Raw genomic sequence first — 25,724 nt, 5'->3', positions numbered from 1 at the left:
TGTGTGACATATGAAAAAAGGTCTGAGTCCACATCTTGTGGGTTCAGACCTTTTGGGTTCATTCCTTAGCTGTTTGCAACAGCGTTTTAATATCAAATTTTTTCATCTTAAGGGCGACTTTCATCACCCTCGAAGATACCGCAGGATCGGACTCATACAAGAGCTTGCTTAATACACCCGGAACGATTTGCCATGAAACGCCAAATCGATCCTTAAGCCAGCCGCACGCTTGGGTTTGTCCCCCTTCAGAAAGTTTGTCCCAAAGTAGATCAATTTCCTCCTGCGTTTCGCAACTGACAAACAAAGATAGGGCTTCTGTAAAAGTAAAAGGATGCCCTAAGGCGCTTTCCATGGCCATGAACTCCTGTCCATGGAGAGAGAACACTGCGTGCTTCACTGTTCCTTCGGGCTCGCCTTCCCCTTGCTCAAAACGTACGATCTGATTCATGCTGGAATGATCAAACAAGGTAAAGTAAAAGCGCATGGCTTCCTCGGTCTTACCATGCTGCTCTCCGACAAACATAAGAAAAGGTGTGATTTTTTGCTTGCGGCTGCCCAAGTTGATTTGCCATGAAACACCGAAGCGATCCTGTACCCATCCAAATTTTTCGCTGAAGGGATAGGCATCCAAGGGCATCATGATAAATCCGCCCGCGGACAGCTTCTGCCAAAGCTGGTCAACCTCCTCTGTGGTGTCTGCATTTACGAAAAACGAAAGGGCTGGCGTGATCTGGTATTGCGGTCCTCCATCTAAGGCCTTAAACGTTTGCCCTTCTAGTTCAAAAGTGGTAGAAACGAGCGTGGTTTCAGGATTATCGGTTCTCAAACGATTTACCTTGACTATTCTTGAGTTCTGAAAGATAGAAACATAGAATTGGCCAGCCTCCTCTGCTTGCCCATTAAACCACAGATATGGACTAATCTTCTGCATCCCATTCCCCTCCTTGAATGTGGTAGTGACAGCTTTGCTTTTTTAAATGCTTACCCTCTTTTTGGAGGTCTTATACTTTCTCCCGATTCTGATGATGAACGGTGTTCCCATTATCGTAGGCAAAAACCAAAAGATGAGCACAGGCAGCTCGTTTAAAACCGGAATCTTAGAGATATTAACTACGATCGTAGCTGTAACGATACCGATGTAAGAACCGAGCATTCCTCCAATATGTGAGCCTAACCAGTTCTTCCATTTGAATTTGGCAGATAAATAGCCTAATAACGCAAGCGCATAGGAAAAAGTGCCAATGTAAAAGAGATAAGCACTTTCTTCCCAATGAATGATAGACATGACGACTGAGGTAATAAAAACCAAGACGTAGGCCCCGTGGTAGATTTCACCTGATAACGTATGGGTCCCCCTCTTTTTCCTTGCAGCCATGGCAATTATGCCACTAATTAAACAAACGAAACCAGTTAGGATATGGGTTAATAGAAATAAGGTAAACAAAATTTTCCTCTCCTTATACACAAGCATTCTTTTCTTCATTTTACCAGGAAGTGCCAACCGCCGGCAAAAATTTGTTTTTGACATACCTGATTTGATAAAATCAACTATCGAGAAAAAATTGGAACAGGAGACTTGAAAATGATCAATAAAATAGGAAAAGTTACCGTTTATGTACAAGACCAAGAGCAGGCTAAAGACTTTTGGCTCAAAAGAATCGGCTTCGTCTTAAAAATGGAGCAACCCATGGGACCTGGACTTTCCTGGATCGAAGTCGGGCCAAGCGAAGACGAATTTACCACACTAGTCCTTTACTCCAAGTCGGCTATGGAACAGCAAAAACCAGCTGCGGTTGCACATCCCTCGATTCTTTTCAGCACAACGGATATCGAATCGGCATATGAAAGCATGAAGCAAAACGGAGTAGATGTAGGAGAAATGGTGAGAATGCCGTTTGGAACCATGTTCAACTTCAAGGATCAAGATGGTAATGAGTATTTATTAAGAGAAGATAAATAGGATAATAAATAGCTTAGCATTTGGTACCGCATGGCCTCCAAGAGACATGTTATACTACTACTATTGCATGTCTAAGGAGTGAAACAGCCTTGAACTTGGTGGGATCATTTATCTATAGGGTGAGCGAGTGGATTATGAGGCTTGCCTTCGTCAATTTCTTATGGATTGGATTTACGTTGCTAGGAGTGGTTTTGTTAGGCTTTTTTCCGTCGACCGTTGCGATGTTTGCTGTTATACGAAAATGGATTCTAGGGCAGGCTGATATTCCGATATTTAAAACGTTTTGGACTACATATAAAAGCGAGTGGATCAGGAGCAATGGATTAGGGGGGATTCTTGTAGGGATTGGCTTTTTCATCTACTTTGAATTTTCGGTTATCAACCAGGCTTCCCAACCGTTACTGCAATGGAGCAAATATCCTCTATTTCTGTTGGTCCTGCTGTTTAGCTTGGTGATCTTATATGTTTTTCCTATCTATGTCCATTATGATGTCAGTCTCTTTCAGGTCTTTAAGAATGCCCTCTTTATCATGCTCATTAATCCCATGTATACGGTTGTAATGCTTCTTGCCTTGGCCTTGATGTATCTCTTGGTGAACATTTTGCCGCCATTAGCCATTTTTTTCGGGGGAAGTGCTTCAGCTGTTGTGATCATGTGGTGCTGTTATCAAGGAATTTTACAGGTGGAGCGCAAAAGAAGCCCTAAAGTCGGTTGACTATAGGGCTTCTTTTTTTCTGATCTATCCTTTAACAGCGCCGGATGCAATTCCTTCGACGATCTTATTGCTTAAGAAGAAGAAGACAATCAAGATGGGAAGAATGCTGATGACTAACGTTGCTCCAATCGCTCCCCAGTCCGTGGAATACTGTCCAATAAAGTTTTGGATCCCGACGGTTAACGTCTTAAACTTATCGGAGCTGATAAAGGTATTAATAAATACGAATTCATTCCAGTTGTAAATCATATTAATGATCGCTGTCGTGGAGATAACCGGCATGGTCATCGGCAACGTGATCTGGAAGAAAATACGGTGGACCGAACATCCATCGATGACAGCTGCTTCCTCAATTTCACGTGGCAAAGCATAGTAGAACCCGAGTAAAATCATGATAGTAAGCGGCAGGTTAAAGGCCGTATACGTCAGAATGATCGCTAATGGATGATCAATCAAGTTAAGCTTTAAGAAAAAATCAAACAAGGGGATTAAGGTAGAGTGCACTGGAATCATGAGTCCTATCATAAATAAACCTAATACCAGCTTGCTCAGCTTCCACTGCATTCTTGTTATGGCGAAGGTGACCAAACTTGCTGCCAGTACCGTTAATGTAACGGAAACGGCTGTGATCCAGACACTGTTAAAAAAGTATAGGCTAATATTCCCTTGTGTCCAAACGTTAATGTAATTCCCCCACTTGGGATCAATCGGCAAGGCAAACGGGGATGCATTAAACACTTCCTGGTTCGATTTTAGGGAGAACAAGACCAGCCAAATGAGCGGATAGATTTGAAAAAAAGCAATTACGCCAAGAATAGAATATAAAATACCGTACCCAATTTGCTCTAAGACGTTTCGTTTTGGGTGTAACCCTTCCATGACTTTACGGTTGGACTGCAGCTGCTCCGTAGTGTTCATTGGTTGCTAACCTCCCTTAGTACTGAATTTCCTCATCCGTAGCCGTTAACTTCCGAATGAGAAGGGTGACGAGTAAACAAAATAATAATAGGGCGAAGCCGATCGCGCTTCCGTATCCAAAGTTATAGCTGGCAAAGGCTTGCTTATACATATAGGAAGCGATAACCTCACTTGCACCATTCGGGCCGCCGCCAGTCATGACATAGATCAAGTCAAAGTACTTGAGGGATCCGACAATAGCTAATACAATGGTAACTTTAATTACTCCAGCAATAAGCGGAAGCTTAATTTTATAGGCAATTTGCCATGGAGACGCCCCATCAATCTTTGCTGCTTCAATAACGGAATCTGGGATGTTCTTAAGAGCTGCATAGTAGATTAATATATAAAACCCAGCATACTGCCAAATGATGGGGACGAAGATGGCCCCTAATACTAAATGCGGCTCAGCCAGCCATGCCGGTGGATTATCAATACCAATGGAGATAAGAAAGCTGTTCAGTAATCCGTTTGACGGATGATAGATTTTTAACCATAGCTGGGCAATGGCAACAGAAGATAACAGCATCGGGATTAAGTATATTTTTCTTAACAGGTTAGCCCCTTTGATTTTCGCAGCGAGGACAAGCGAAACCGCTAGGTATCCAACCAGACTAAGAGCAGAGAATAGGGCTAAAAGGAAAGAATGCAAGGTGCTTTTCCAAAATTGCTGATCACTTAATAACTTGGTGTAATTATCTAGACCGATGAAGGTCATTTGTCCAATCCCATCCCACTTCATCAAACCATAATACCCGGTTAATACGATCGGGATATAAATTAAGATCATGATGAGAAGAAGGGCGGGGATAACATACAATCCGATGATAAATTTATTCGACATGACTTTGTTCATTTTTTCATCCCCTTTAGAAAAATGTAAGAATATGCCCTATTGAAAAAGGGCATATCCATCTTTTTTCATATGCCCTTTTTGCAAAACTATTTAACTTAATTATTTATCATTGGATAGTGCTTCTTCTTGCTTCTTGGCAAATTCTTCCGGTGAAATTTGCTTGCCGTATAAGGATTGGATCATGTTCAAGTGGACTTGGGCCACCGCTGCACTCATTTGAACATCCGCATAAAGCGTGATATTGGAAGCATTGCTTAACTCATTTAGAACATCAATATACATTTGCGGCAAATCTAATTTAGAGGTATCGACTTTGGTTGCTGGGATAACCCCGGCATCTGTGACCGATCTTTCTCCCCACTTTTGTACAAAGAATGCGGCAAAATCTTTAGCTTGCTCTTTTACTTTAGAGTTTTCGGAAACAAATAGCCCTACGCCAGGACCTCCAACGAAGCTGTTGCTATCCCCTTTTCCACCTTCTACTGTAGGGAACTTAAAGAAGCCAATGGAGTCTTTGAATTCTTTGGGTACATCTTCATTTGTCGTATAGTTTGGCAGCTCCCACGTTCCCATCATGTACATGCCTGCCTGACCATTCATGAAAGGTCCTTTTGCTTCCTCATTGGAAAGTCCGTTGTATCCTTTTACAAAAGCATTGAGATCAACCAAGTTCTGAATTTCTGCAGCGGCTTGAATTAAGGCCGGATCTTCAAAGCTGCTTGTACGATTAATCGCGTTGGTTAGCGCTTCCGGTCCGCCGATGCGGTCCGCCAAATACATATACCACATGGAGCCTGTCCAAGGTTCTTTATTCCCCACTGTAATCGGAGCAATCCCATTATCAGCAAGCGTTTTCACAACAGTCTTAAATTCATCGAAGGTCTTTGGAACCTCTAGATTGTACTTTTTGAAAATTTCTTTATTATAATAGATTGGTGCGATATTAAGCTCAAGCGGAAGACCGTAGGTTTTTCCATCTACTGCATAAGCTTCGGTTGTTCCTGAAACAAAAGAGTCACGCAGTCCTCCATCTAGCACATCATCAAGAGTGGCGAACTTGTTGCCTTCTACATAAGGCTGAAGGTATCCAGCAGCCCAAGTCAATCCGATATCCGGCAATTGGTTAGACGAAGCCAATACTTTGATTTTTTCTTTATATTGATCGTTGGATAATACCTCTAGATCAATCTTGACGTTCGGATTCGCAGTCTGGTACTCTTCTACAATATTGCTTACAATCATATTATGCTGCTTCGAGCTTCCAGCCGGCCACAAATGCATGAACTTCACGGTTACGTTTTCACCGGCATCTGCACTCGGAGTCGGACCACCGCTGGTTTGACCTCCACCACAACCGCTTAATACACCTGACACAAGCAAGGTCATTGCTGCAACTAATGGAAGTGCTTTCTTTTTCAACAAGGTCATTACCTCCTGTATTCTTGTGATGGACTTTCTATATTTACATTTTAGCATCGGATCTTCCTGGAGTAAGGCTACGATGATTAGGTAAAATCCTATTATTTTTAGTTCTGAGGAACTAGTCCTTTTTATATTTATGGGGGGTCACGCCTTCATACTCTTTAAAGATCTTAATGAAGTATTTAGAAGTGCTATAGCCCACGAGCTCTGCAATTTCGTTAACCGACAGATTGGAATTCAACAATAAACCCTTCGCTTTTTGTATCCTGCTTCGCGTGACATATTCACTGAAAGTGATTTGGGTCTGCTCTTTGAACCACACGCTAAAGTAACTGGGGTTTAAATGGACATGATTGGCGACTTCCTTAAGGGTCAAGGGCTGGTGGATATGCTTTTCTATATAATCCACGGCTTTCTTTAATGGACCCTCACTCGCCTCTTCTGCTTTGAACCGGACCAGTCTTTCATCAACCACTTTTTCAATTAAGTTAAAACGGTGGCGCTTTTCCTCTATTTCTAAGGCTTTCTCGACCTCTTCAATCAATTTGTCCTTCTTTATAGGCTTAAGAAGATAATTAACGACGCCGATTTCAATCGCTTCCTTCGCGTATTTAAATTCCGAATAAGCAGAGATAATGATGACGACCGGAAATGAGGCCGTGCTCTGTTTCAGTGCTTTAAGCATTTCTAATCCCGTCATCTCCGGCATGGAAATATCTGTGATGAGCAAATGAACCATCTGTTGCTTACATACCTCCATGGCCTCCTCTCCATCGTGGGCTGTGAGGATTTCATAGGTTCCCTTGGCCCAGGATTCCAGCGTTTTCTTCAGCCCTTGGAGAGTTATGGGCTCATCATCAACGAGCAAAATGTTTTTTTTCATGACTCCGCTCCCTGTATTGGAACTTCAAAATGAAAGCAAGTTCCTTTATTCACTTCGCTCTTTATCTTGATTCCTTCGATAGGATGGTCTTTATAGTAGAGCTTCAGTCGTTGATTCACATTTATCAGGGCGATCCCGCTTCCTTTAGCTTCCGTGGTCTTTCCCATTTCCATATGACTCATCAGCTTCTGTACCAACTCCTTGTCCATGCCCTGGCCATTGTCCGTGATTTTGCACAAGAGCCAACCTGGCCTGGTGGATTTTCCCACCTCAATCGTAATGATCCCTGCTTCCGTTTGCTTATTAAAGCCGTGGAGTATAGCGTTTTCCACTAATGGCTGAAAGGTAAGCTTTGGAATTTTAACCTGCTCGTATGTTTCAGTAAGAAGGATCTCCCATGTAAAATGCTGAAGTCTAAACTTCATGAGCTGCATATATTTTTCGATATGATCCAACTCCTGTTTGATCGTGACCCATTCATTTTTTGAGTGGTCATCAATGGTATAGCGGAATAAATCAGACAACGCGATAATCAGTTCCCCTAGCTCCTCTTCCCCTCGTTCCTCTAAGGACCAATAAATGGCATTGAGCGTATTGTAAAGAAAATGAGGATTTATCTGGGATTGTAAGGCCTTCAATTCTGCTCTGCTCCGGACCAATTCTTTTTCATACACCACTTGAATCAAATGATTAATTTCCTTAGCCATGTGGTTATACGCATGATTTAATTCCTGGACTTCTGATGTGGACGAGGTTGCCGGTGTAAGCAATAACTCGCCTTCTTTCCTTTGCTTGATCGCTTTCGTTAATTTATTTATCGGCTTGGTAATCATAGTAGAGAGAAAATAAGAAAGAATGATAAATAGCAACACACCAATAAGCCCCGATAAAAAGGTGGCCGTTTGAAGAACCATAACGCCCTTCATGAGGGTGTCAACAGGAGTCAAGATCGCAACCGTCCAGCCTGTGGATCTAGATTTTTGCTTCACGATTATGAACTCGCTACCCTCTATCGTAACCCTAGATTCTTCAATCGGTAGGACTTCCTTTAAATTTTTAGGATAATTGGAGGTGATGAGCTCCTGATTCTGATCGAGCAAGACCATATAACTCCCCCGCTCGATGGAATTGGCCAACTGAAAATAGTAAGGGCTAACTTGAATCAACAAATATCCTCCCGAGGCGAAAGATTGGTGGAACAAGCTCACGCTCCGAATAGCAAGGAAATCATGAGGAGATCCAGGGGTTCTTCCTACCCACACCAGCCCGCCTTGCTCCCTTTCTGCCCGTTCAATCCATTCGTCTTTTAAACGACTGGATAAATTAAGATCATCCAACGGAACGAGCCTATCATGCGCTTTGGTATAGAGCTCCATTCCTATAATGCCGTCGGCATAGCTTTGAAGCTTATTCATGGTTTCCATCAGAGACTGTCTTTCCGAAAAGCGAATGGGGCGGTTCATCATCTCTTGGGTCAACAGCTGTTGTACCTCTGGATGAGTAGCCACTTGGATACTGATATTATTGATTTGCTGATAGAGCGACTCTATACGGCCCGTTGCTTCCCTTGCGGTTTGTTGAATTTGGCTTTCCGCCTTTTCTTGAATCAGGCTTAACACGATATTATAGCTGACTCCGCTGACCAATAGCAGAACCGCTACCATGGCCAACAAGTAGACAAGGAGTATTTGATTTCGTAGCGTATTCACGATGATTAACCCCCAACGAATCGGTTTAATTGATATGAGAGTACCATACGGTCCACCCTTTTGCCTAATGCAGAACCTGCCTTTTGTTAGAGATAAAATAATAGTTAGTTTAACGGTTGCACAAAGTGTGTTGCTTCTGTTACCATAGAAGAATGAATAGACCAGTTGAATTGGATAAGGAGAAGTGAACATGAGTAAAATTCCAAAACCAAATGAACCATTAGTCACGCATATCTTTACCGCAGACCCTTCCGCTCATGTATTTGAAGGCAAGATCTACATCTATCCATCCCATGATCTTGTCCATGATCAACCTTCCAACGACAATGGGGACCAATATGCCATGGAAGATTATCATGTTTTATCCCTAGAGGATTTCAATTCACCCTGCGTAGACCACGGGCAGGTACTGCACGTCAAGGATGTCCCTTGGGCCAAAAAACAGATGTGGGCGCCAGATGCCGCTTATAAAAACAATACGTACTATTTATTTTTCCCTGCAAGAGATCATGACGATATCTTTCGTATTGGAGTAGCCACGAGCTCTAGTCCTGCTGGTCCCTTTACTCCACAAGACCATTACATCCCAGGCAGCTTCAGTATAGATCCTGCCGTTTTTATCGATGAGGATCAAAGAGCTTACATGTATTTTGGCGGACTATGGGGAGGCCAGCTTGAAAAATGGCAGACGGGAACCTTCAAACCCGATGCGGAGGGTCCGGATAAAAATGAGCCGGCTCTAGGACCCATGGTGGCTGAATTAAACGAAGATATGCTTACCTTCAAAGAAAAGCCACAGGAAATATCGATCGTGGATGAGCAGGGAAACCCTCTCCTTTCGGGTGATGAGGAACGAAGATATTTTGAAGGCCCTTGGCTTCATAAATATAACGACTATTATTATCTTTCTTATTCTACCGGAACAACCCATTATATTGCGTATGCAATAAGTAAAAATCCGAAGGGCCCTTTTGTCTATAAAGGAACAATCCTCAAACCTGTCATCGGTTGGACGACCCATCACTCTATCGTTAAGTTTGAGGGGAAATGGTACCTATTTTACCATGACTGCTCCTTGTCAGGAGGGCTGAACCACCAACGTTCCGTGAAGTACGCAGAACTTCGCTATAATGAAGATGGGACGATTCAGACCATCGATCCTTATCAAGATTAATCCGTTAAAAAGAAGGACTTCTTCCAACATCCGTCGGTGAAGAAGTCCTTTTTTTGGGTTCTTAATACGCGCCACGAATGAACGGGGCTACACGCTGTTGATAGTAATCCTTAAGCTCTTGTTTCTCTTCCATGGAGAAGCCTGGGACTTCTAGCGCCTTTAGATTATCTTCCACTTGCTTGGTTGTTTTAAATCCCGGAATGACACAAGAAACCGACTCATGTTCCAGAATCCAGCGAAGTGCTGCGCGGGTCATGTTTTCTCTTCCTTCCGCAATCCATTGCAGCTCCCGGCTCAGTTCTACCCCTTTTTGAAAACCTAAACCGGCAAAGGTTTCCCCTACGTTGAAAAATTCGCCATTTTCGTTGAAGCGACGATGATCGTCATCTTCAAATACCGTATCGTTGCTGAACTTTCCGGTTAACAGTCCACTTGCGAGCGGTAGACGCGCCAGAATGCCGACGCCCTTTTCATAGGCTGCAGGCAACAGCTGATCAAGCGGCTTTTGCCTAAAAATATTAAAAATTACCTGAAGCGCTTTTACATTAGGGTTGGTTAAACAAAACAGCCCTTCTTCCACCGATTCCACGCTGACTCCATAGTAACGAATTTTTCCTTCCTGCTGGAGCTTGTCGAGTACACCGAACACGTCCGTATGCTGTAAAATGGCTAGAGGCGGACAATGAATTTGGTAGAGATCGATTCGCTCTCGCTCTAATCTCTTTAAGCTCGCTTCGCAGTACGCACGGATAGAGGCTTCCGAGTAGGTTTGCGGGTCATGAATGTCTCCTGCTCGGCAAAATTTCGTTGCGATGTAGATCTGGTCTTCCAGTCCTTTTGTTGCTTTAGCCAACAGCTCCTCGCTGTGGCCATTGCCATACACATCCGCCGTATCAAAAAAATTCACGCCAGCTTTGATCGCATAATCTAAGGCCGCTAAGGATTCCTCATCCCTCACATTTCCCCAGGAACCTCCTATGGCCCATGTGCCAAAGCTGATTTCACTCACTTTAAGGTCTGTATTTCCTAGATTGCGGTACCTCATTTTATCCTTCCTCTCCCTTGCGGATTTGATTTTATCATAACATTTAGGACTTAGTTTGTCGATTGTTTAAACTAACTTGGCGGTGCAGATACTAGCCACACCGAAAGAAAGTTGGCTAATATCCGCTTTACGAATGTAGGGAGCGGATGACCTCCGTCGCTATCTGCTGTCCCGATTGGACCGCCCCTTCCATATACGTTCTCCATTCCATGGCAGCTTCCGTCCCTGCCCAGTGAAGACGGTTGGAAACAGGTTCGAAGAGAGCATGACCAAACTGCGTCAGGACACCCGGTGCATAATGGGTAGCATAACCTCCTTTCGTCCACTCCTCCTCTGACCATATTTTTTCATAAAAGGCTTGGGGCTGACTCGCTTGAGGGCCGAAGAATTTGGTTAGACTCTGAATGACCTTTTGCTCCCTCTCGCCAACTGTCATCCTCCCCATCTCCCGAGCCTGTTTCCCTGTTATAAAAACGGCTAGAATTCCAGTGCTTTCATTTGGCGGTGAGATATCCATCGTGGACATGATGGGTTCTTGGTTAGAATACATCCTTCCATTCCACCCTTTACTTCTCCAAAAAGGTCCGGGATAGAGAACGGCCATTTTGATTACGGATGGCATTCCTGAGCGTTCGCTTAATTGCGCTCGCAACGCGGGCAAAGGTGGATGAAATTGAATTCGAGTTGTGAGGTTGGGCGGAACGGCCAGTATCACCTTTTGAGTTTTCCAGCATTGATTTTCTGTATAAACCGATGTAACCCTTCCCCCATACGATATTCGTAAAACAGGAGAGCTATAGAGAATAGCTGACCCCAGCGATTGAGCCATTCTCTCCGCAAGCGACTGTGCCCCCTCAACAATCCACTCAGTCTCCGCCTCCATTAAATAATTATCCGTTCCCGTGGATTGGACCAGGAATAATAAATCTAAGAGTGATACTTCCGACATGGAGCAGCACATTCGATCCTCAATGACCATCTTATAAAAGGCTTTTGCGTCTTGACTAAACATATTGTTTTCAATAAATTGATCAATTGTTTGTTGGTCGAATTCATAGGCATGCGGGGAGTGAATCCATGGATATTGTGGCAAACGTTTAATTCGTTGGTTGATCTTTCTCTTGAGCAGGAAGAGATCCAGAGCACCTAAGGGGGATAATGGCGGGAGCCTGCCGCCCTCTCTTAACTTACCCTTGATTTCATATATGGTTTTTCCTCTCGTGTACGTCGGTGTGGTATGTAACCCATAGGTATCAATTAATGCTTGAAGCCTAGATTGATTGGCTCCTACCCATTGAGCGCCTAAATCTAGTACTTGTCCATCCTTTGTTCTGATCGTTTGGATTCTGCCTCCGGGACGATCTCTCGCTTCCAGTACAACAAACGAACACTGATTTCTTTGGCACTCTAAAGCCGCAGATAATCCTGCCATCCCAGCGCCAACAATCACGATGTCTACTTGTTTGGCCATAGTCCTCCTTGCTCGTATGTTAACGAACGTTTAAGATCCTATTAGTAAGTATTCCATTTATACTGATAGATACCCTACTCCATTACAATTTTTTTTGGACAGGATCATACTTTATTATCTAAGGGGTAAGAAATATTTTCGTTAGTGCGTTTCTTTTTTGACTAGATTTTCGTTTATTTATATGGAAGCCCTTACTACAAGGAGGGAAGTGCATTGAGCCTTTTACCAAGCAAAGCAACGGATCACCGTTTCACCGAATTCGAATCCGCAATCAGACCTCATTATGAGGTGCTAAAAGCTTACTGTAACTATTTGACAAAAAATTCTAGTGACGGCGAAGATCTAGTTCAAGAAACGTTATTTAAAGCCTTTAAAATGTATATGAAAAATCCGCTTATTCTACAAAACCGAGCTTATTTAATGAAGATTGCCTATAATGCTTGGTTGAACTTCTGTCGTAAAAAGCATTGTCCTATCCACCACATGATGGATATTGAAAGGATTGCACAGGAGGAAGAGGTAGAAACGTACGAAATTGAAGCAGCCATTCAATGGCTTGTGAAGAATTTAACTCCGCCACAGCGGTCTATTTTTCTCCTCATGGATGTAATGGGCTATTCAGCTGTAGAGACAGCTCAACTTCTCCGCTCAACGGAGGGCGCAGTCAAAGCATCTTTGCATCGAGCACGGAAAAAGTTATCTTCCATTAATCAAGACGCTGATGAAGAGGGCGCAAGCGAATCGCTTACTCAGGCCTACATGCAGGCCTTTCAAGCTCAAGATGCCAGAGAGATTGCTTCCTTGGCAAACGTATTTACCATGAGCTTACATCAATCCAGGGTCGACCGCCACACTTTTGCCCAAGGAATGTCGGCCTTGGCCATCACGAGCCAAGGTAATGGATTTGTTCTCTCTCGTATTCAAGGTGAAGGGATAGATATGTTGGTCCCCACTTATTTTAAAGCCTCCTAGCGTATCGATTAGGAAAGAAAATACGTTTATATCCATGAAAACATCTTAATCAGTAGGGGGACGATGGATATGAATATGATTCCTGTTGTAATCGAGCAAACAAATCGAGGTGAGAGATCCTATGACATCTATTCACGGCTGCTTAAGGATCGAATCATATTTATCGGTAGTGCTATCGATGATCAAGTAGCGAATGCTGTTGTAGCGCAATTGCTTTTCTTGGCTGCTGACGATCCAGATAGAGATATCCACTTGTATATTAATTCTCCCGGAGGCTCTATTTCAGCTGGGATGGCCATTTATGATACGATGCAATTTATTAAACCTTCAGTATCAACGATATGTATAGGATTGGCTGCCTCGATGGGAGCACTGCTTTTAGTTGCCGGTGAAAAGGGGAAGCGCTTTGCTCTTCCCCACTCTGAAATTATGATTCATCAACCATCCGGAGGAGCACAAGGGCAAGCAACTGACATCCAAATTCAAGCTGAAAGAGTCTTAAGGATGAAAGCGATGGTGAACCAAATCCTTGTTGACCGTACATGCCAGCCTATTGAGAAAGTAAGGCAAGATACGGAAAGAGATTTTTTTATGTCAGCTCTAGAAGCTAAAAAATATGGTTTGATTGATAGCGTGATTCAAGGCTAGCGTCCGCTCGTTTAGCTTCCGGCGGAAATGGAGCGAGTATCGGCGAATTTAACAGATTCACTGGCAAGTATCGTTCTCGTTCCGGCAATTTTCGGGAAATACAGGCAAGTATCCCAAAAAATAACTGGTTGAGCTTGGAGGTTGGGGGTATTCTTAACAGATTTAGCTAGAATACGCTTCTCTCCATGGTGCTTTCGTAGAAATACCGGCGAGTTTTCTATTTTACCAGCAACTTCGATGGTTTTACTGGCATATAAGGAACGTTTACCGGCAACTGACTATTTGAATACACAAAATACCTAATAATGTATAGGTAATCCCTTCAAAAAAGACCCTTAACGCTAGGGTCTTTCGCTGTCTATCAGGCTCTTATTACGCTTTCGAATTTTCCTTTATGCGTACCATCACAAAAAGGTTTCTTTCCCGACAATCCGCATCTGCATAAAGAAATGGAATTCCCTGTTTCAATGGGGTTTCCTTCCCCGTCTAATAAAGTGAACTCTCCTGTTATGCGTAAAGATCCGTTATCATTCACCTTAATTTCAGTCATCATCATTCCTCCTAAACGTTGAGTTTAGAAGTTAGTATGTCACTTCCCCAACCCTGCCATGCCTTCAATGATGCGAATCATTCGATATAACTCTTTGTTAATGGGAGTAGGAACCCCATATTTTTCCCCCAACTCGCACACTTTGCCAGCAAAGTATTCGACCTCTGTTTTTCTTCCTGCTTCCACGTCTTGCAGCATGGAGGTTTTACCTTGGGGTGAAAGATTGTTTAAAATGGGCCAAAACTTTTTCAGGTCATCCTCTGTTAAATGTACTCCCGCCTTTTGCGACAGAACCACCACCTCGCGCATAGCAGACTCTACCCACTCATAGGCCATCGGCAAGGATTGGAAGACGCCATAGGGTGCTTTTAATACGGCAGAAGTCTGGTTAATTCCAACGTTGATCATAAACTTCCACCACATCGTATGGGTGATGTTTTCAGAGATTTTATAATGAATCCCAGCTCGCTCCAATAGATCTTGAACAGCTTGTACGTCGGGTGACAGCTGATTATTTCTTTCGCCAAATTCAATTCTTCCTAGTGTACTGAACTGGATTTCATTATTTTTTCTAACCGCATCGATTTCGACGCTCATACTGAAAAGAATATGATCATTCTGGTAAACAGAATAGATTACCTCTTCACTTGAAATCCCGTTTAGCAATGATAAAATGATGGTCTCAGGTCCAACGTGACGCTTTATATCCTCCATTGCTTGAGGCAGCTCCGCATTTTTTACGGCAAAAATCACGAGGTCAGCCGGAGCCGTTGGTGCTTCGGGCGTCATATAATTAAAATGATACACCCGTTCGTTAACCCTTATTCCTTCGTTTTCATTTCTTTGTATGCGTTTTTCATCTGCAACCACGCGGAACGAATCCTTCAACAAATCATGCAGTTTACTGCCGTAAGCTGCGCCGATTGCCCCAAGACCAACTAGTGAAACCGTTTCAATTTTTCTCACGGGGTCCCTCACTCCTTCGTTTTATCTATTACCTACATAAATTCTCGTTTCCTTGTGTTTTTCCTTTAGATTTAGGATCTTTACACTGAAGAAGAGCTACTCTACTTGAGTAGCCCTCTGATACACTAGTTATTAATATACTTCTCAAACACGTAGCCATAATCAGCAACCTGATATTCGTTTCTTTTTGTCTCTAACCAATTGAACGTAATTTCATTGATTTTTGAAAATTGAGTAGAAAGATCTGCCTCCGTGCGAGTGAGACCCTTAATAATATCCACCGCCGTACTAAGACTCTTGTGTGCATTTTCGTGCTTCGTGTGATTGGAGGAGGCGATTTGAGAGATTCGTATTAATGTCTTGTACAAGTCCTTTAGCTTTTCAATCTGATTTTTATCGACGTCAATTGAGAACGAAGTGCCCCCAAGTTGAAACTTGATTTCGCAATCCAAGTCAATCGTGCCTGCCGTTTCCAAGTACACATTCGTAACTTGATTGGTATGCCAATCATATCTTTTCAACACACGCTTAGAACTTACCGCGCTATCCCCATCAAGGTGGATCAGAGCAAGATTGGTGAAGCAATACTCATCTTTCTTGGACTTGATTAAGAAGTAGATCTTCTCTTTGTCCTCATGCATAACATAGTCATCCGAATCCACCTTGTCATAGTCCTTAGGGTCAATTACTTTTCCAATATCACTTAGCCCTAATGCTTCTGAAGCTAATTTTCTGAACATACGCCTCTCCCCTTTTTTGTAGAAACCTTACACATTTGGTCAATCGTAGCACGAATTTTAGATGTTGGGAATAGTTCCCTCCTTAACATATGGTAATTTTGTTATATCTAGCTAAAATACTTTCTTACCATCCTTTCAGATGTTCGTGTTGCTAAAGCTTGCGTCGTGAGGGTCGGATTCATTCCACCCAAATTATTAAAATGCAAGCTATTGTCAGCGATGTAGAGGCGCTTCACTTGATAGGCTTCGCCGTTTGCATTTGCCACATATCCCATTCGCATCGTGCTTTCCATATGTATCATGAGGGCCGTAGGCCAATCCGATCGAATAATTTTTGCGGCTCCCGCTCGTCTCAAAATCTCGGTTGCCAGTTTAACTAAATGGTTGCGATTTCTCTTGGACCGTGTAGTTGGAATATAGTTGACTATTGGGATTGGACCGTGCTCATCTCGAGTTGTAGGGTCTACTCTAATACCGTTTCGTCGGTCCACCTGGTCATCGGAAAAGATCGCAATGCTCAACGATCTTCGATAGTTGAACATCAACTCTTTCAGCTCAGCTCCGGCGATACGGCCACGGAGATCCCAGGGCATTCCAGGCTTCAGCGGATGCAGGAAGTTATAGCCTGAATCACTTAAGCCGTAGGTCATTGAAGCAAATAAGCCTGGGCTAACCCCCGTTACCTGCATGGATCCCAATCCAGGCAAATCCAACCTTGCTCCTGACGTATGACCGGTAAAGGGATTGACATTCTTTCCATCAAATATACCTGTTATCCAATCGAAATAATGGCTGACGAGCCCACTCCCAACCCATGGATTTTGCGGCAGTCCCGAGTTTAACCAAAGTCGCGGGCTTTCCACGGCACCAGCCGACATCACCACCGCAGCCGCCCTGAACTCCTCTGTCTCCCCTGTCCACGTATCTCGTATCTGTACCCCAATGGCACGACATCCCTCAGCAGCATGGTCATCCGTTAAGATTTTGATGGCAAATGCATTTGGCCTAATGCTGACATTTCCTGTTTTCAATGCAAGTGGAATATAGCTGACGTTGGTTGATCGCTTGGCGATCTTTTCCATCGAAGGGCCATGGGGACATCCGTTAATGCAATGGCCGGCAAGTGTGCAGCCTTCCATCCAAGATAATTGCTCTAGCGAATAGCTGGGATTGTTAAGGTTTTTATTCGGAAGCAATATTGCATTGGGCTGCGGCCGATAGCCCGGGCTTGTCACATCAAGTGTTGGAATCAATCGCCAGCCTGCTTTATGAGCACCATAGTAGAATAGTTCTTCTTTCGAAGTAGTTGGTGCAAAGTTAACCGGCAAGGTTTCCTCTACTTTTTCGTAGTAGGGAATCAGTTCACGATATGAGATCGGCCACTTCGAATCTATCGCCTGCGGAAAGGCACGAGGGGAATTGGCAAGATAGTGCAGTGTACTTCCACCCACACCGGAATTTTGCCAGACAAATCCTCTTTGTAAGAGAGTTCTGGACCAAGGTGGTCGGTCACGGTCCGCCGGTCCCCATCGAACTCTTCCTGAAATCAAGTCATTCATGTGCAGTTCTTGCTTATCGAATGATCTCCTATAAAGATTTACATCCAATGTCTCGGGATCGGAACTCCTTTTAGCACCGGGCTCTTTGTTTGGGTGGGGCCATAGTTTATTGCCATACCAAGGGCCTGCTTCCAGTACTAGTACTTTTAACCCCATCTCCCCTAGTTCTTTAGCTATGACAGCACCACCGCCACCCGCTCCAATGACAATCACATCCGGGTCTGCCATTAGGCTTTTTCCCCCTTGTGTGGAAATTTCAATACAAATCCACGAAAATCACGGTACCCGAACGCGGGTCCGGGATATCCTACTTGAATCCAGCTTTGCGGAAACGAATAAGGCTCTATTCCATAGTCGCGCCACCCTGCGTAGTAACCAAACATAGTGATTTGATTGAGCGAATTCATCATAGTTAGGATAAGAGGTGCATTGTCCTTGTAAGGAATGGGAAGGGTATGAAGCTCGATATTTAGTTGGTCCAATAGGTCAATAGCTCTTAACCGGTCATGCCGTAGAAGGGCAGAAAACGGCCCACCTCCAGGAAATGGCGTGCCTTGAAATGGAAGTTTAGCTAAGCCTTTTACGAGAAGCTCTGCTGCAGCGACATCAAGCAATTGTGCGGTAGCTTCAGAGAAGGGGATATCCATTTTGTGGGAATGGTCTAATTCCTGGATAACAAATTTATAAAGACATACATCACTAGCCCCTGTCACCCGTTCGTTTCGGCCAGGTACCGTAATTTTGGACGTTGCTGGCAGGATCGCATCGACAAGTGCTTGAAACGTGGCTCTTGTATGTGAATCCGCCATATTGCACCACCGCCTTGTAGGATTTAAGACAGAATATCTCTATATAGATATATATTACTCTCCTGTTTTATGTCTTGGCACCCCCCCTCCATAACAGAACGATGAGGCGAAAATAAAAAACCGACCAGGTATTGATCGGTTTAATCAGCGAGCGATTTAACTTTTATAGTAAGGGGGAATCTTTATCCAACCTCGTTTGACCGAAAGCTCCTTTAATGAAATACTGAACGCTACTTTTCTCATCTGAAATTTGGAAAACATTAAGCCAACATCTGCACGAACAGATTCCGTAAGTCCTCGAACGGCGTAATTGATTCCAAGGATGATATTATACTCCAGTAGGTTGCAAAAGGCCTCGTCACTTAATTTTGCACCTATAGGAACAGATCTAAAATCCCCCAGTGGAATATCGGGAGTCGACTCAGGTAACGGGACGGATTCCTTGGTCAGGAACTCTTTGATTTCTTCTATAATAGGTTTATGTACATTATTGATCGCATCCTCAAAGTGTTTCCGCAATTCCTTATCTTCTACCACGTTAAAAGCTACTTGCTCGCTCCGGAGCGTTTCTTCAGAACCCTTGAGATAAAACCATAAATTCATGACTTCACCCACGTTCAGGGGCTTCTTTTCACCATCCATAAAAGGTTCAAAAAAGTCTTTCATTAATTCAAAGGCATTAGGCATCCGATTCTAACCTCCTTTTTGATTCAGTGTGTCCAACAAACAACATTAAATGCAAAAGCGCCAAACGATTTGAGAAAGGAGACAAGCAGCCCCTAATATACTAGTCATTCGAATGATAAAATCCACATACACTATTTTTGCAAATACTCTGACAAAAGGGTAGTGAGGACACATGAATAGGTACCAGTGGATCAAGTGGCGTAAATTTTTAGTTCGGTTCTCCGTCTTCTTCATTATTTTTATGCTGTTAAGGGCAGGAGGTCCAGCCATCTGGAACATCGCCTTTAGAGTTCTCGGCTTTGCTTTCCAGCTTCTGTTTGCAGCGATGTTCTTGATTATTCAGTTTGTGGCGCTCTTCTGGTTTTTGGCCCGAGGGCGTACGTATTGGATTTTGCCAGGCGAGACCGGTTCCTCTTGGGATGATTATCGAGGTAATCCGGAAATCGTAGAGAATGCCAAGCGGATTGTGACGCTGCTCAAGGGGGTGAAGGAATTTAAAGAAATGGGCGGTGAAGCCATTCGGGGATTATTGCTCTGTGGGCCACCCGGTACAGGAAAATCCTACTTGGCTCAAGTTATCGCTAACGAAGCTCAAGTACCCTTTGCCTATGCTTCCGCTCCCAGCTTTCAAAACATGTTTTTTGGTGTCGGCAATCTGAAGGTGATGGGTCTCTATAAGAAGGCGCGAAAACTTGCCAGTGTGTATGGCGCCTGCATCATTTTCATAGACGAGGTAGATGCGATCGGCATGAAGCGCCAATCAGGCGGCGGAGGCGGTGGAATGCTCGGCATGGGCGGAGCAGGTCTGCTCAACGAGCTGCTTTTACAGATGGATCCCCCAAACATTGATAATTCCAAGTTGGCTAAACTCTTCCGTTCACTTGGACTCCGACGCAGGAAGGCAGAGCGCCCCGCCGTCCTCACCATTGCCGCCACCAATCTCCCGGATGTTCTTGATCCTGCCTTGCTACGCCCCGGCCGCTTCGACCGAAAGCTATGGGTCGATACCCCTGACTACGACGGGCGCTTAGATGTCTTCCACTATTACCTCAAAAAAGTGAAGCACGATGCTACTTTAACCCCTGAACGCGCTGCGCTAGACACCATCGGATACAGCCCCGCTCAAATCAAACACATTGTAAACGAGTCCGTTGTCATTGCTCATCAGCGCGGTGCTCAGCTTGCCGACTACGAGGATTTCCGTGTTGCCATGGAGACGTACGAATGGGGGCTTAAACAGCCGCTGCGCTCCATGAGTGAAGACGAAAAGCGCAATGTTGCCTATCATGAAGCGGGGCATGCCGTGGCGCAGTATCTGCTTAAACCACATGAGAGGGTTTGGAAGGTCACCATCATCCGCCGCGGTGGAGCCTTAGGGCTTGCTGCAACGAAACCCACTCGTGAACGGTATAATCGATCGGACAACGAAATCTTGGCAGAAATCCAAGTGTGTCTGGCCTCCCGTGCGGTTGAGGAGGAGTTCCTTGGCAAGAAGTTGAACGGTGTGACCTCCGACCTGCAGCGTGCGACAGAGCTGGCTGGTGCCTACCTGGGCGTTGTCGGCATGGGAGATGAGCTGTTTAGCTGGCTTGCATTAGGTTCACGAATAGACGGACTAAAGGCTCTACGCCCCAAAATCAATGAATTGTTGCAAGGCCAAATGAATCAAGTGAAAAAGCTTGTAAAGGAGCATTCAGAGTTCGTTCATGCGATTGCTGGAGAGCTACTCCTGCGAGGCGATCTCACGGGTGAAGAAATTGAACAAATCTATGTAAAGCTTTATGGTCATACTCGACCAGAGCCCCCTGACTTCCTAGGTTCGGCCCTGGCCAACCCATAACACGCAAAGTTTCCCCACTCCCTCTTCCAGATGGAGTGGTTTTCCTTTGGAAAGAAAAAATCTCCCGATATGGGAGATGAGGATTAAAATTTATTTTTAATTGCAACTAAATAATTCCAAATAACTGCTAAACTACCAAGATAGTAAAGGATTAAAAGGACCCATCCTGTAGGATCAATGGTCATCATGGTCATGATGACGGTAAGCGGTGCTACAAAATAGAGAATGTCTTTAAGATAACCTAAAATCATGGTCGGGATCTGGGAGAATGTCCCTGCCCAGAAGGATCGTCCAAAGCCGATAACTAAATCTAGACACATCGAGCCAAAAACGGCCCACATCATATAGAGCATCCAGTCACCTATCCTTTCATCAGCTCCCTATTTTTAGGTAGACTATTCTATGCTAGAGTATTCGGAATGGTTCATTTTTTCTATTGACGTTTCCACTATGGAAACCGTATAATTATCCCACCGTTAAGAAAGGAGGCTACAGACTAGGATGGAATGGGATCTGATCTTACAGTTTGATGTGAAGGATTTGTTTTTCACACTATCTCTGATCTTAGGAATAGTCGCCTTCGTGGTGGTCGTAGAGTTTAAATTAAGCAGCAGAATCATGCGATTCTACCTACTTGGCGTCAGAATCGTGAGCAACAAGATTAACTGGGCTTGGTTTATTCGACCAATCATCGATCCATCATCTAAGCTCTATATCCTATTGCACCGTCTCTTATTACAACCTTGCAGCAAGGCATTGTATTAGTTCTAACTTCTAGAATCTGCTATATTATATAAGGAGATGATCTAATATGATGTTAGCGAAGTGGATTGGTGAGGCTATTCTTTTCTTAGTAGGACTTCCTTTGATAGGATTTCAGTGTGTGGAGTTGCTTTCTTCTGTGATGGAATTTATGAACGAGGTTACGCAACAACATTATAAATAGATGCATAACATAAAAAGCGCGTGATTCCATTAGAGAATCCGCGCTTTTTCTACACTAACCATACAAAGTATACAATGACAACGGTAACGATGAGGTATAACACATTAAGCGGTATCCCGATCTTTAGATAATCTGAAAAACGATAGCCTCCAGGTCCATATACAATGAGGTTGGTTTGATACCCGATCGGTGTGGCGAAGCTGGCTGAAGCGGCGATGGCAATGGCGACGAAGAAAGCCATCGGGTCTACCGATAATTGATTAGCAATCGACAAGGCAATCGGTACCATTAACACCGCTGCGGCGTTGTTGGTGATAATTTCGGTAAATATTGTCGTTAAGAAATAGACTGCAGTTAATGCCCCCAGCGCACCGGTGCTTTGTGTAAATCGAACAAAATGCTCGGCGATAAGTGCTGCTGCTCCTGTTTTTTCTAAGGCTAAGCCAATTCCGATGGAACCCGCAATCACGAGCAAGACATCAAACTGTATATATTTTCGCGCTCCTTCAAAGTTTACGGTTTTTGTAAGGAACAAGATCATGACGGCTAAGACGGCTGCCTTAAACATCGGTAGAATATTAAAGGTGGCTAACAGGATCATCCCCAATAAGGTGATGATGCCAAGGATAGATTTTTTGGAATCCCCGAATTCAGGTTCTTCGATGGACGAGATCAGGTAAAAATCCTTCGAACCGGAGAGTCGATTTATAAAATCTTTATCACCTAGGAGAAGCAAGGTATCTCCCGTTTTTAAACGGATGTCCCCCACCTTGTGGTTAATCCGCTCGTCATTACGGTGTACGGCGACAATTCCTGCGTCGTAAATTTTGCGAAATTGAGTTTCTTTGACGGTTTTATTAACGAGGATGGACTGATGGGAAACGACTGCTTCCGCCAAAGAGGCACTTCCGTTCTGTAGATCCTCTAATTTTAAGTTAATCCCTGTCTCCACTCTTAATCCTGGAATGTTATGTAGCTCCACGATGGTCGAAAGCATGCCTGTAAAAATCAGCCGGTCATTCTCTTTTAGCTTATTATAGGATGGAACAGGGGCAATTCTTTCGCCGTTCCGGATGATCTCAATAAGGTAAAGCGATTGAAGATTTCTTAGCCCCGCTTCCTCGATGGTCTTGCCGATAAGGGGGGAGTCAACTTCCACATAAGCCTCCGACAAGTATTCCCGAGAGCTTTCTACAAAGGTTTCCTCCGATGTCTTCCGTGAAGGAAGAAGCTTGTAACCAATGGTCAGCATAAACACAATTCCAATAAGTCCGGCAGGAAGACTAACGATCGCCAGCTGGAACATCGAGAATCCAGTAAATCCTTGCTCTAGCATATACCCGTGGATGACCAGGTTAGTGGATGTTCCGATCAGGGTCAAAGTTCCTCCAAAAATGGTAGCGTAGGATAGCGGGATTAAAAATTTAGACGGTGGGAGGTTTCGGTCTTTACACCATTTACGAACCTCAGGCGTGAACATCACAATCATCGGTGTATTATTTAAGAAAGCAGATAAGCCTGCCGTCGGAAGCATCATTTGAGCAAGAGATTTTTTAGGGTTCTTACCGGAACCCATTGCTTTTGTCAGGAGTTGACTTAATACCCCGCTCTGCTTCACTGCGCCAGCTACGATAAACAGCAAGGCGACGGTTAACATTCCTTCATTAGCAAATCCTCTTAAAGCATCAGCCGGGGATAGAATCCCACCCAATAGTAGGACAGCCAGAGCAGACAAGACGATGAAGGCGGGACTTGCCACTTCTTTAATTAAACCAATGAACATACCAGCAACAACCAGCAACACAAACGCAATTTCAAAATTCATCGTTCCCCCTCCTCTCACTCTAAGGTGCCTGTCACTCCCCGAATTTTGTCGAGGAATTATCCCGTTAATTCATACCAACTTAGTATACTTTCAATTTTATTCCTATATATCTAATGCGTCAACTATGAATTACATTTAACTCTTTCCACCCCCTTAGCAAATTTACAATCATTGAACTTTTTATACCAAGGTAGAACCTAAACCTGAACCTGAACCTGAAATGGCTCCGAGATCCCGAGTGATTCGCCAACCATGCTTGAGAAAGACTGCTCCTACCAAAAGTGCATCAATTTCTTTTTTAGAATACTATTATTTGCAATTTACAATTGTTTTTGTTGAAGGTGAACTTGAATGTAACTAGGGCATGTCATAATACAAACATCCACTAATAAAGGAGGTTTAATCCTGTATGATGCTGCGTCTCGTACTAACTTTTGCCATGTTGTTTACGTTTTTCCCACTCCACTTTTCCGGTGCCGAAGAAGGGATGCTTCGGGATTCTTTTACCAATGAAGCCGGTACAAGATCCTATGAACTATTTATCCCGACTCAAACAAACCAGAAGAAACTCCCTTTACTTGTGATGCTCCATGGTTGTACGCAGAATGCTCAAGATTTCTCGTTAGGAACAGAAATGAATGCATTCGCAGAGGAACATGGCTTTTATGTTCTTTATCCGGAGCAGTCAACGGAAGCCAACGGGGGCAGGTGTTGGAATTGGTTTGAACCAGAACATCAACAGCGCGCAAAAGGAGAACCTTCCATTCTTGCCGACATGACGAGCGATGTGATTAAGAAATATAGGATTAATGCAAAGCAGGTTTATGTAGCAGGGCTGTCCGCAGGCGGAGCGATGTCCGTTATCCTTGGTGCCACTTATCCAGATCTCTATGCGGCCATTGGGGTTCATTCCGGACTTGAATATCAAGCGGGGACAGATCTTCCTAGTGCAGTTGGTGCCATGTTTCTGGGCGGTCCAGACCCAATCGGACAGGGAAAATTAGCTTTTGAAGCGATGCAGGAACATCATCGCCCTGTACCCGTTATCGTATTCCATGGAGATTCAGATAAGACAGTCAATATAACGAATGGTCATCAAGTCCTTACGCAATGGAGTGTAACCAATGACTATGCTGACGACGGGTTGCGAAATCAAAGTATTCGTGATGATGTTTTTGAAATTACGCAGGGCCAAATTGCTGATGGTTATTCTTATACACAATCCAAGTATGTTGATTCCCGTAAAAAGTTAATCATGGAAAAATGGATCGTATCTGACTTGCCTCATAGTTGGTCCGGCGGGAACACAAGTGGTTCCTACACCGATCCCAAAGGTCCGAAAGCATCAGCTGAGATGGTCCGATTTTTTAAACAGTTTAAGCTGAAGGCAGAGTGATAGACAGTATTAACTAACAAGCAATACTCCGGTAGCTCCTAGAGGAAATCAAACAGATAGCGGCGTTTTTAGCCTATCTTCAGGAGTATGGAGGGTATACCTGCGAGTTCGTTCTTGTTAAACCTTAGGCAGGTTTAGTGGCAACTAGTCTTCACCCATCCCTAAAATAGGCTGAGAGGTATAATCACGCAAGGGACAATGGACCATACTTGGCTCCTCTTCCCTACATATCGTAAGAAATAGACGTAAAAAGAAGGAGGTAGTAGCGTGATCTACTCCGGTCCCCGCACAACCATCTTTAACTTTAGAATAGAAAATGTGACTGACGGTGGTTCTGTTAATTTAGGTCCTTCCATTCTTAAGGGCTTCCAAGCCAATCAAAAGATTAACACTGGTGAAATCGCGATTGGAGATGAGTTTTTGCTTGGATGTCCTTCTCCGGAAGGGAATGAAGAGGAAAATTCATAAATGAAGGACAGCTCTGCAGCTGTCCTTCCAATCAAAATGATAAGTTCTCCATAAAGACCTCCCCACTATGGGAAACGCGATAAGGTTCTTTCTTGGGATGTGGGACGTCTGTTTACATAGCTTCT

27 protein-coding genes are annotated in these 25,724 nt (G+C 43.9%); 10 read left to right on the top strand and 17 right to left on the bottom strand.

All coding sequences use genetic code 11. The features are described from left to right. Nucleotides 1-58: 58 nt before the first annotated feature. Both EIZ58_RS05035 and EIZ58_RS05030 read right to left on the bottom strand, forming a co-directional pair. On the bottom strand, nt 59-931 hold the full coding sequence (locus EIZ58_RS05035) for a VOC family protein (RefSeq protein ID WP_134699392.1): 873 nt from the start codon (nt 929-931) through the stop codon (nt 59-61). Between the two features lie 42 nt (nt 932-973). Continuing rightward, nucleotides 974-1,444, bottom strand: coding sequence for a DUF2306 domain-containing protein (locus tag EIZ58_RS05030; RefSeq protein WP_134699391.1), 471 nt, complete (start codon nt 1,442-1,444; stop codon nt 974-976). 138 nt (nt 1,445-1,582) lie between these two features. Here EIZ58_RS05030 and EIZ58_RS05025 point away from each other — a divergent pair, with 138 nt between their 5' ends. Both EIZ58_RS05025 and EIZ58_RS05020 read left to right on the top strand, forming a co-directional pair. Then, a complete protein-coding gene (locus EIZ58_RS05025; RefSeq protein ID WP_134699390.1) occupies nt 1,583-1,960 on the top strand; it encodes a VOC family protein in 378 nt (125 codons plus the stop codon). A gap of 119 nt (nt 1,961-2,079) precedes the next feature. Then, nucleotides 2,080-2,676 (top strand): YesL family protein, encoded by a 597-nt coding sequence (locus tag EIZ58_RS05020; protein ID WP_167577496.1) that lies wholly within the window; start codon nt 2,080-2,082, stop codon nt 2,674-2,676. 24 nt (nt 2,677-2,700) lie between these two features. Here the strand turns inward: EIZ58_RS05020 and EIZ58_RS05015 are convergent, their stop codons facing one another. From EIZ58_RS05015 to EIZ58_RS04995, 5 genes are all read right to left on the bottom strand, one after another. Continuing rightward, the gene (locus EIZ58_RS05015) at nt 2,701-3,555 is read right to left on the bottom strand and encodes a carbohydrate ABC transporter permease (RefSeq protein WP_240688974.1); all 855 of its coding nucleotides are present in this window, start codon (nt 3,553-3,555) and stop codon (nt 2,701-2,703) included. A gap of 55 nt (nt 3,556-3,610) precedes the next feature. Beyond that, nucleotides 3,611-4,489 (bottom strand): carbohydrate ABC transporter permease, encoded by an 879-nt coding sequence (locus EIZ58_RS05010; RefSeq protein WP_134699387.1) that lies wholly within the window; start codon nt 4,487-4,489, stop codon nt 3,611-3,613. Nucleotides 4,490-4,588: 99 nt separating this feature from the next. After that, on the bottom strand, nt 4,589-5,908 hold the full coding sequence (locus EIZ58_RS05005; RefSeq protein ID WP_240688973.1) for an extracellular solute-binding protein: 1,320 nt from the start codon (nt 5,906-5,908) through the stop codon (nt 4,589-4,591). A 121-nt stretch (nt 5,909-6,029) separates the two neighbouring features. Next, a complete protein-coding gene (locus tag EIZ58_RS05000) occupies nt 6,030-6,794 on the bottom strand; it encodes a response regulator transcription factor (protein WP_134699386.1) in 765 nt (254 codons plus the stop codon). Next, entirely contained in the window at nt 6,791-8,503 is a 1,713-nt protein-coding gene (locus tag EIZ58_RS04995) for a cache domain-containing sensor histidine kinase (protein ID WP_167577495.1), read from the bottom strand. The genes EIZ58_RS05000 and EIZ58_RS04995 overlap by 4 nt, the downstream gene beginning before the upstream one ends. 190 nt (nt 8,504-8,693) lie before the next feature. Here EIZ58_RS04995 and EIZ58_RS04990 point away from each other — a divergent pair, with 190 nt between their 5' ends. Next, nucleotides 8,694-9,677 carry a glycoside hydrolase family 43 protein gene (locus EIZ58_RS04990; RefSeq protein WP_134699384.1) on the top strand — a complete coding sequence of 328 codons (984 nt, stop codon included), beginning with the start codon at nt 8,694-8,696 and terminating at the stop codon, nt 9,675-9,677. 61 nt (nt 9,678-9,738) lie between these two features. On the opposite strand, the gene EIZ58_RS04985 is transcribed toward EIZ58_RS04990, so the two are convergent. Beyond that, complete coding sequence (locus EIZ58_RS04985; protein ID WP_134699383.1) at nt 9,739-10,722, bottom strand: aldo/keto reductase; 984 nt, start codon at nt 10,720-10,722, stop codon at nt 9,739-9,741. Between the two features lie 127 nt (nt 10,723-10,849). After that, nucleotides 10,850-12,193: a flavin monoamine oxidase family protein gene (locus tag EIZ58_RS04980; protein WP_134699382.1), complete on the bottom strand. Its 1,344-nt coding sequence runs from the start codon at nt 12,191-12,193 to the stop codon at nt 10,850-10,852. Nucleotides 12,194-12,406: 213 nt separating this feature from the next. On the opposite strand from EIZ58_RS04980, the gene EIZ58_RS04975 reads away from it, so the two are divergent. Both EIZ58_RS04975 and clpP read left to right on the top strand, forming a co-directional pair. Continuing rightward, nucleotides 12,407-13,165: an RNA polymerase sigma factor gene (locus EIZ58_RS04975; RefSeq protein ID WP_167577494.1), complete on the top strand. Its 759-nt coding sequence runs from the start codon at nt 12,407-12,409 to the stop codon at nt 13,163-13,165. Nucleotides 13,166-13,234: 69 nt separating this feature from the next. Then, nucleotides 13,235-13,813, top strand: coding sequence for an ATP-dependent Clp endopeptidase proteolytic subunit ClpP (gene clpP, locus EIZ58_RS04970; protein ID WP_305033873.1), 579 nt, complete (start codon nt 13,235-13,237; stop codon nt 13,811-13,813). A gap of 361 nt (nt 13,814-14,174) precedes the next feature. Here clpP and EIZ58_RS04965 read toward each other — a convergent pair whose 3' ends face one another. The 6 genes from EIZ58_RS04965 to EIZ58_RS04940 all read right to left on the bottom strand — a co-directional run bounded on the left by EIZ58_RS04965 (nt 14,175) and on the right by EIZ58_RS04940 (nt 19,124). Continuing rightward, complete coding sequence (locus EIZ58_RS04965) at nt 14,175-14,369, bottom strand: CDGSH iron-sulfur domain-containing protein (protein WP_134699379.1); 195 nt, start codon at nt 14,367-14,369, stop codon at nt 14,175-14,177. Between the two features lie 33 nt (nt 14,370-14,402). Further along, nucleotides 14,403-15,329 carry a ketopantoate reductase family protein gene (locus tag EIZ58_RS04960; protein ID WP_134699378.1) on the bottom strand — a complete coding sequence of 309 codons (927 nt, stop codon included), beginning with the start codon at nt 15,327-15,329 and terminating at the stop codon, nt 14,403-14,405. 125 nt (nt 15,330-15,454) lie between these two features. Then, complete coding sequence (locus EIZ58_RS04955) at nt 15,455-16,069, bottom strand: PH domain-containing protein (protein ID WP_134699377.1); 615 nt, start codon at nt 16,067-16,069, stop codon at nt 15,455-15,457. Between the two features lie 107 nt (nt 16,070-16,176). Then, the gene (locus EIZ58_RS04950) at nt 16,177-17,856 is read right to left on the bottom strand and encodes a GMC family oxidoreductase N-terminal domain-containing protein (protein WP_134699376.1); all 1,680 of its coding nucleotides are present in this window, start codon (nt 17,854-17,856) and stop codon (nt 16,177-16,179) included. Beyond that, entirely contained in the window at nt 17,856-18,437 is a 582-nt protein-coding gene (locus EIZ58_RS04945; RefSeq protein WP_134699375.1) for a hypothetical protein, read from the bottom strand. The genes EIZ58_RS04950 and EIZ58_RS04945 overlap by 1 nt, the downstream gene beginning before the upstream one ends. Before the next feature lie 156 nt (nt 18,438-18,593). Further along, on the bottom strand, nt 18,594-19,124 hold the full coding sequence (locus EIZ58_RS04940; RefSeq protein ID WP_134699374.1) for a DUF3231 family protein: 531 nt from the start codon (nt 19,122-19,124) through the stop codon (nt 18,594-18,596). 172 nt (nt 19,125-19,296) lie between these two features. Between EIZ58_RS04940 and EIZ58_RS04935 the strand changes: the two genes are divergently transcribed. After that, on the top strand, nt 19,297-20,964 hold the full coding sequence (locus EIZ58_RS04935) for an AAA family ATPase (protein ID WP_134699373.1): 1,668 nt from the start codon (nt 19,297-19,299) through the stop codon (nt 20,962-20,964). A gap of 83 nt (nt 20,965-21,047) precedes the next feature. On the opposite strand, the gene EIZ58_RS04930 is transcribed toward EIZ58_RS04935, so the two are convergent. Next, the gene (locus EIZ58_RS04930; RefSeq protein ID WP_134699372.1) at nt 21,048-21,308 is read right to left on the bottom strand and encodes a hypothetical protein; all 261 of its coding nucleotides are present in this window, start codon (nt 21,306-21,308) and stop codon (nt 21,048-21,050) included. Nucleotides 21,309-21,465: 157 nt separating this feature from the next. Here EIZ58_RS04930 and EIZ58_RS04925 point away from each other — a divergent pair, with 157 nt between their 5' ends. Then, on the top strand, nt 21,466-21,729 hold the full coding sequence (locus EIZ58_RS04925; protein WP_134699371.1) for a hypothetical protein: 264 nt from the start codon (nt 21,466-21,468) through the stop codon (nt 21,727-21,729). A gap of 46 nt (nt 21,730-21,775) precedes the next feature. Next, entirely contained in the window at nt 21,776-21,910 is a 135-nt protein-coding gene (locus EIZ58_RS34775; RefSeq protein WP_255438203.1) for a hypothetical protein, read from the top strand. Nucleotides 21,911-21,959: 49 nt separating this feature from the next. Here EIZ58_RS34775 and EIZ58_RS04920 read toward each other — a convergent pair whose 3' ends face one another. Then, nucleotides 21,960-23,735, bottom strand: coding sequence for an SLC13 family permease (locus EIZ58_RS04920; protein ID WP_134699370.1), 1,776 nt, complete (start codon nt 23,733-23,735; stop codon nt 21,960-21,962). Nucleotides 23,736-24,144: 409 nt separating this feature from the next. Here EIZ58_RS04920 and EIZ58_RS04915 point away from each other — a divergent pair, with 409 nt between their 5' ends. Beyond that, nucleotides 24,145-25,131 carry an extracellular catalytic domain type 1 short-chain-length polyhydroxyalkanoate depolymerase gene (locus tag EIZ58_RS04915; RefSeq protein WP_205672108.1) on the top strand — a complete coding sequence of 329 codons (987 nt, stop codon included), beginning with the start codon at nt 24,145-24,147 and terminating at the stop codon, nt 25,129-25,131. 267 nt (nt 25,132-25,398) lie between these two features. Then, on the top strand, nt 25,399-25,599 hold the full coding sequence (locus tag EIZ58_RS04910) for a hypothetical protein (protein WP_134699369.1): 201 nt from the start codon (nt 25,399-25,401) through the stop codon (nt 25,597-25,599). Nucleotides 25,600-25,724 lie beyond the last annotated feature (125 nt).

This window comes from Ammoniphilus sp. YIM 78166 (genome assembly GCF_004522215.1).
In the GTDB taxonomy this organism is placed as follows: domain Bacteria; phylum Bacillota; class Bacilli; order Aneurinibacillales; family RAOX-1; genus YIM-78166.
Note: the sequence above shows the minus strand (reverse complement) of the source record. Positions and strands in the feature narration are given on the sequence as shown.

Coding starts and splice junctions, on each gene's coding strand:
- EIZ58_RS05035 (WP_134699392.1), bottom strand. CDS start 931: ATGCAGAAGATTAGTCCATATCTGTGGTTTAATGGGCAAGCAGAGGAG.
- EIZ58_RS05025 (WP_134699390.1), top strand. CDS start 1,583: ATGATCAATAAAATAGGAAAAGTTACCGTTTATGTACAAGACCAAGAG.
- EIZ58_RS05015 (WP_240688974.1), bottom strand. CDS start 3,555: ATGGAAGGGTTACACCCAAAACGAAACGTCTTAGAGCAAATTGGGTAC.
- EIZ58_RS05010 (WP_134699387.1), bottom strand. CDS start 4,489: ATGAACAAAGTCATGTCGAATAAATTTATCATCGGATTGTATGTTATC.
- EIZ58_RS05000 (WP_134699386.1), bottom strand. CDS start 6,794: ATGAAAAAAAACATTTTGCTCGTTGATGATGAGCCCATAACTCTCCAA.
- EIZ58_RS04990 (WP_134699384.1), top strand. CDS start 8,694: ATGAGTAAAATTCCAAAACCAAATGAACCATTAGTCACGCATATCTTT.
- EIZ58_RS04985 (WP_134699383.1), bottom strand. CDS start 10,722: ATGAGGTACCGCAATCTAGGAAATACAGACCTTAAAGTGAGTGAAATC.
- EIZ58_RS04980 (WP_134699382.1), bottom strand. CDS start 12,193: ATGGCCAAACAAGTAGACATCGTGATTGTTGGCGCTGGGATGGCAGGA.
- clpP (WP_305033873.1), top strand. CDS start 13,235: ATGAATATGATTCCTGTTGTAATCGAGCAAACAAATCGAGGTGAGAGA.
- EIZ58_RS04965 (WP_134699379.1), bottom strand. CDS start 14,369: ATGATGATGACTGAAATTAAGGTGAATGATAACGGATCTTTACGCATA.
- EIZ58_RS04955 (WP_134699377.1), bottom strand. CDS start 16,069: ATGTTCAGAAAATTAGCTTCAGAAGCATTAGGGCTAAGTGATATTGGA.
- EIZ58_RS04950 (WP_134699376.1), bottom strand. CDS start 17,856: ATGGCAGACCCGGATGTGATTGTCATTGGAGCGGGTGGCGGTGGTGCT.
- EIZ58_RS04945 (WP_134699375.1), bottom strand. CDS start 18,437: ATGGCGGATTCACATACAAGAGCCACGTTTCAAGCACTTGTCGATGCG.
- EIZ58_RS04940 (WP_134699374.1), bottom strand. CDS start 19,124: ATGCCTAATGCCTTTGAATTAATGAAAGACTTTTTTGAACCTTTTATG.
- EIZ58_RS04935 (WP_134699373.1), top strand. CDS start 19,297: ATGAATAGGTACCAGTGGATCAAGTGGCGTAAATTTTTAGTTCGGTTC.
- EIZ58_RS04930 (WP_134699372.1), bottom strand. CDS start 21,308: ATGATGTGGGCCGTTTTTGGCTCGATGTGTCTAGATTTAGTTATCGGC.
- EIZ58_RS04925 (WP_134699371.1), top strand. CDS start 21,466: ATGGAATGGGATCTGATCTTACAGTTTGATGTGAAGGATTTGTTTTTC.
- EIZ58_RS34775 (WP_255438203.1), top strand. CDS start 21,776: ATGATGTTAGCGAAGTGGATTGGTGAGGCTATTCTTTTCTTAGTAGGA.
- EIZ58_RS04920 (WP_134699370.1), bottom strand. CDS start 23,735: ATGAATTTTGAAATTGCGTTTGTGTTGCTGGTTGTTGCTGGTATGTTC.
- EIZ58_RS04915 (WP_205672108.1), top strand. CDS start 24,145: ATGATGCTGCGTCTCGTACTAACTTTTGCCATGTTGTTTACGTTTTTC.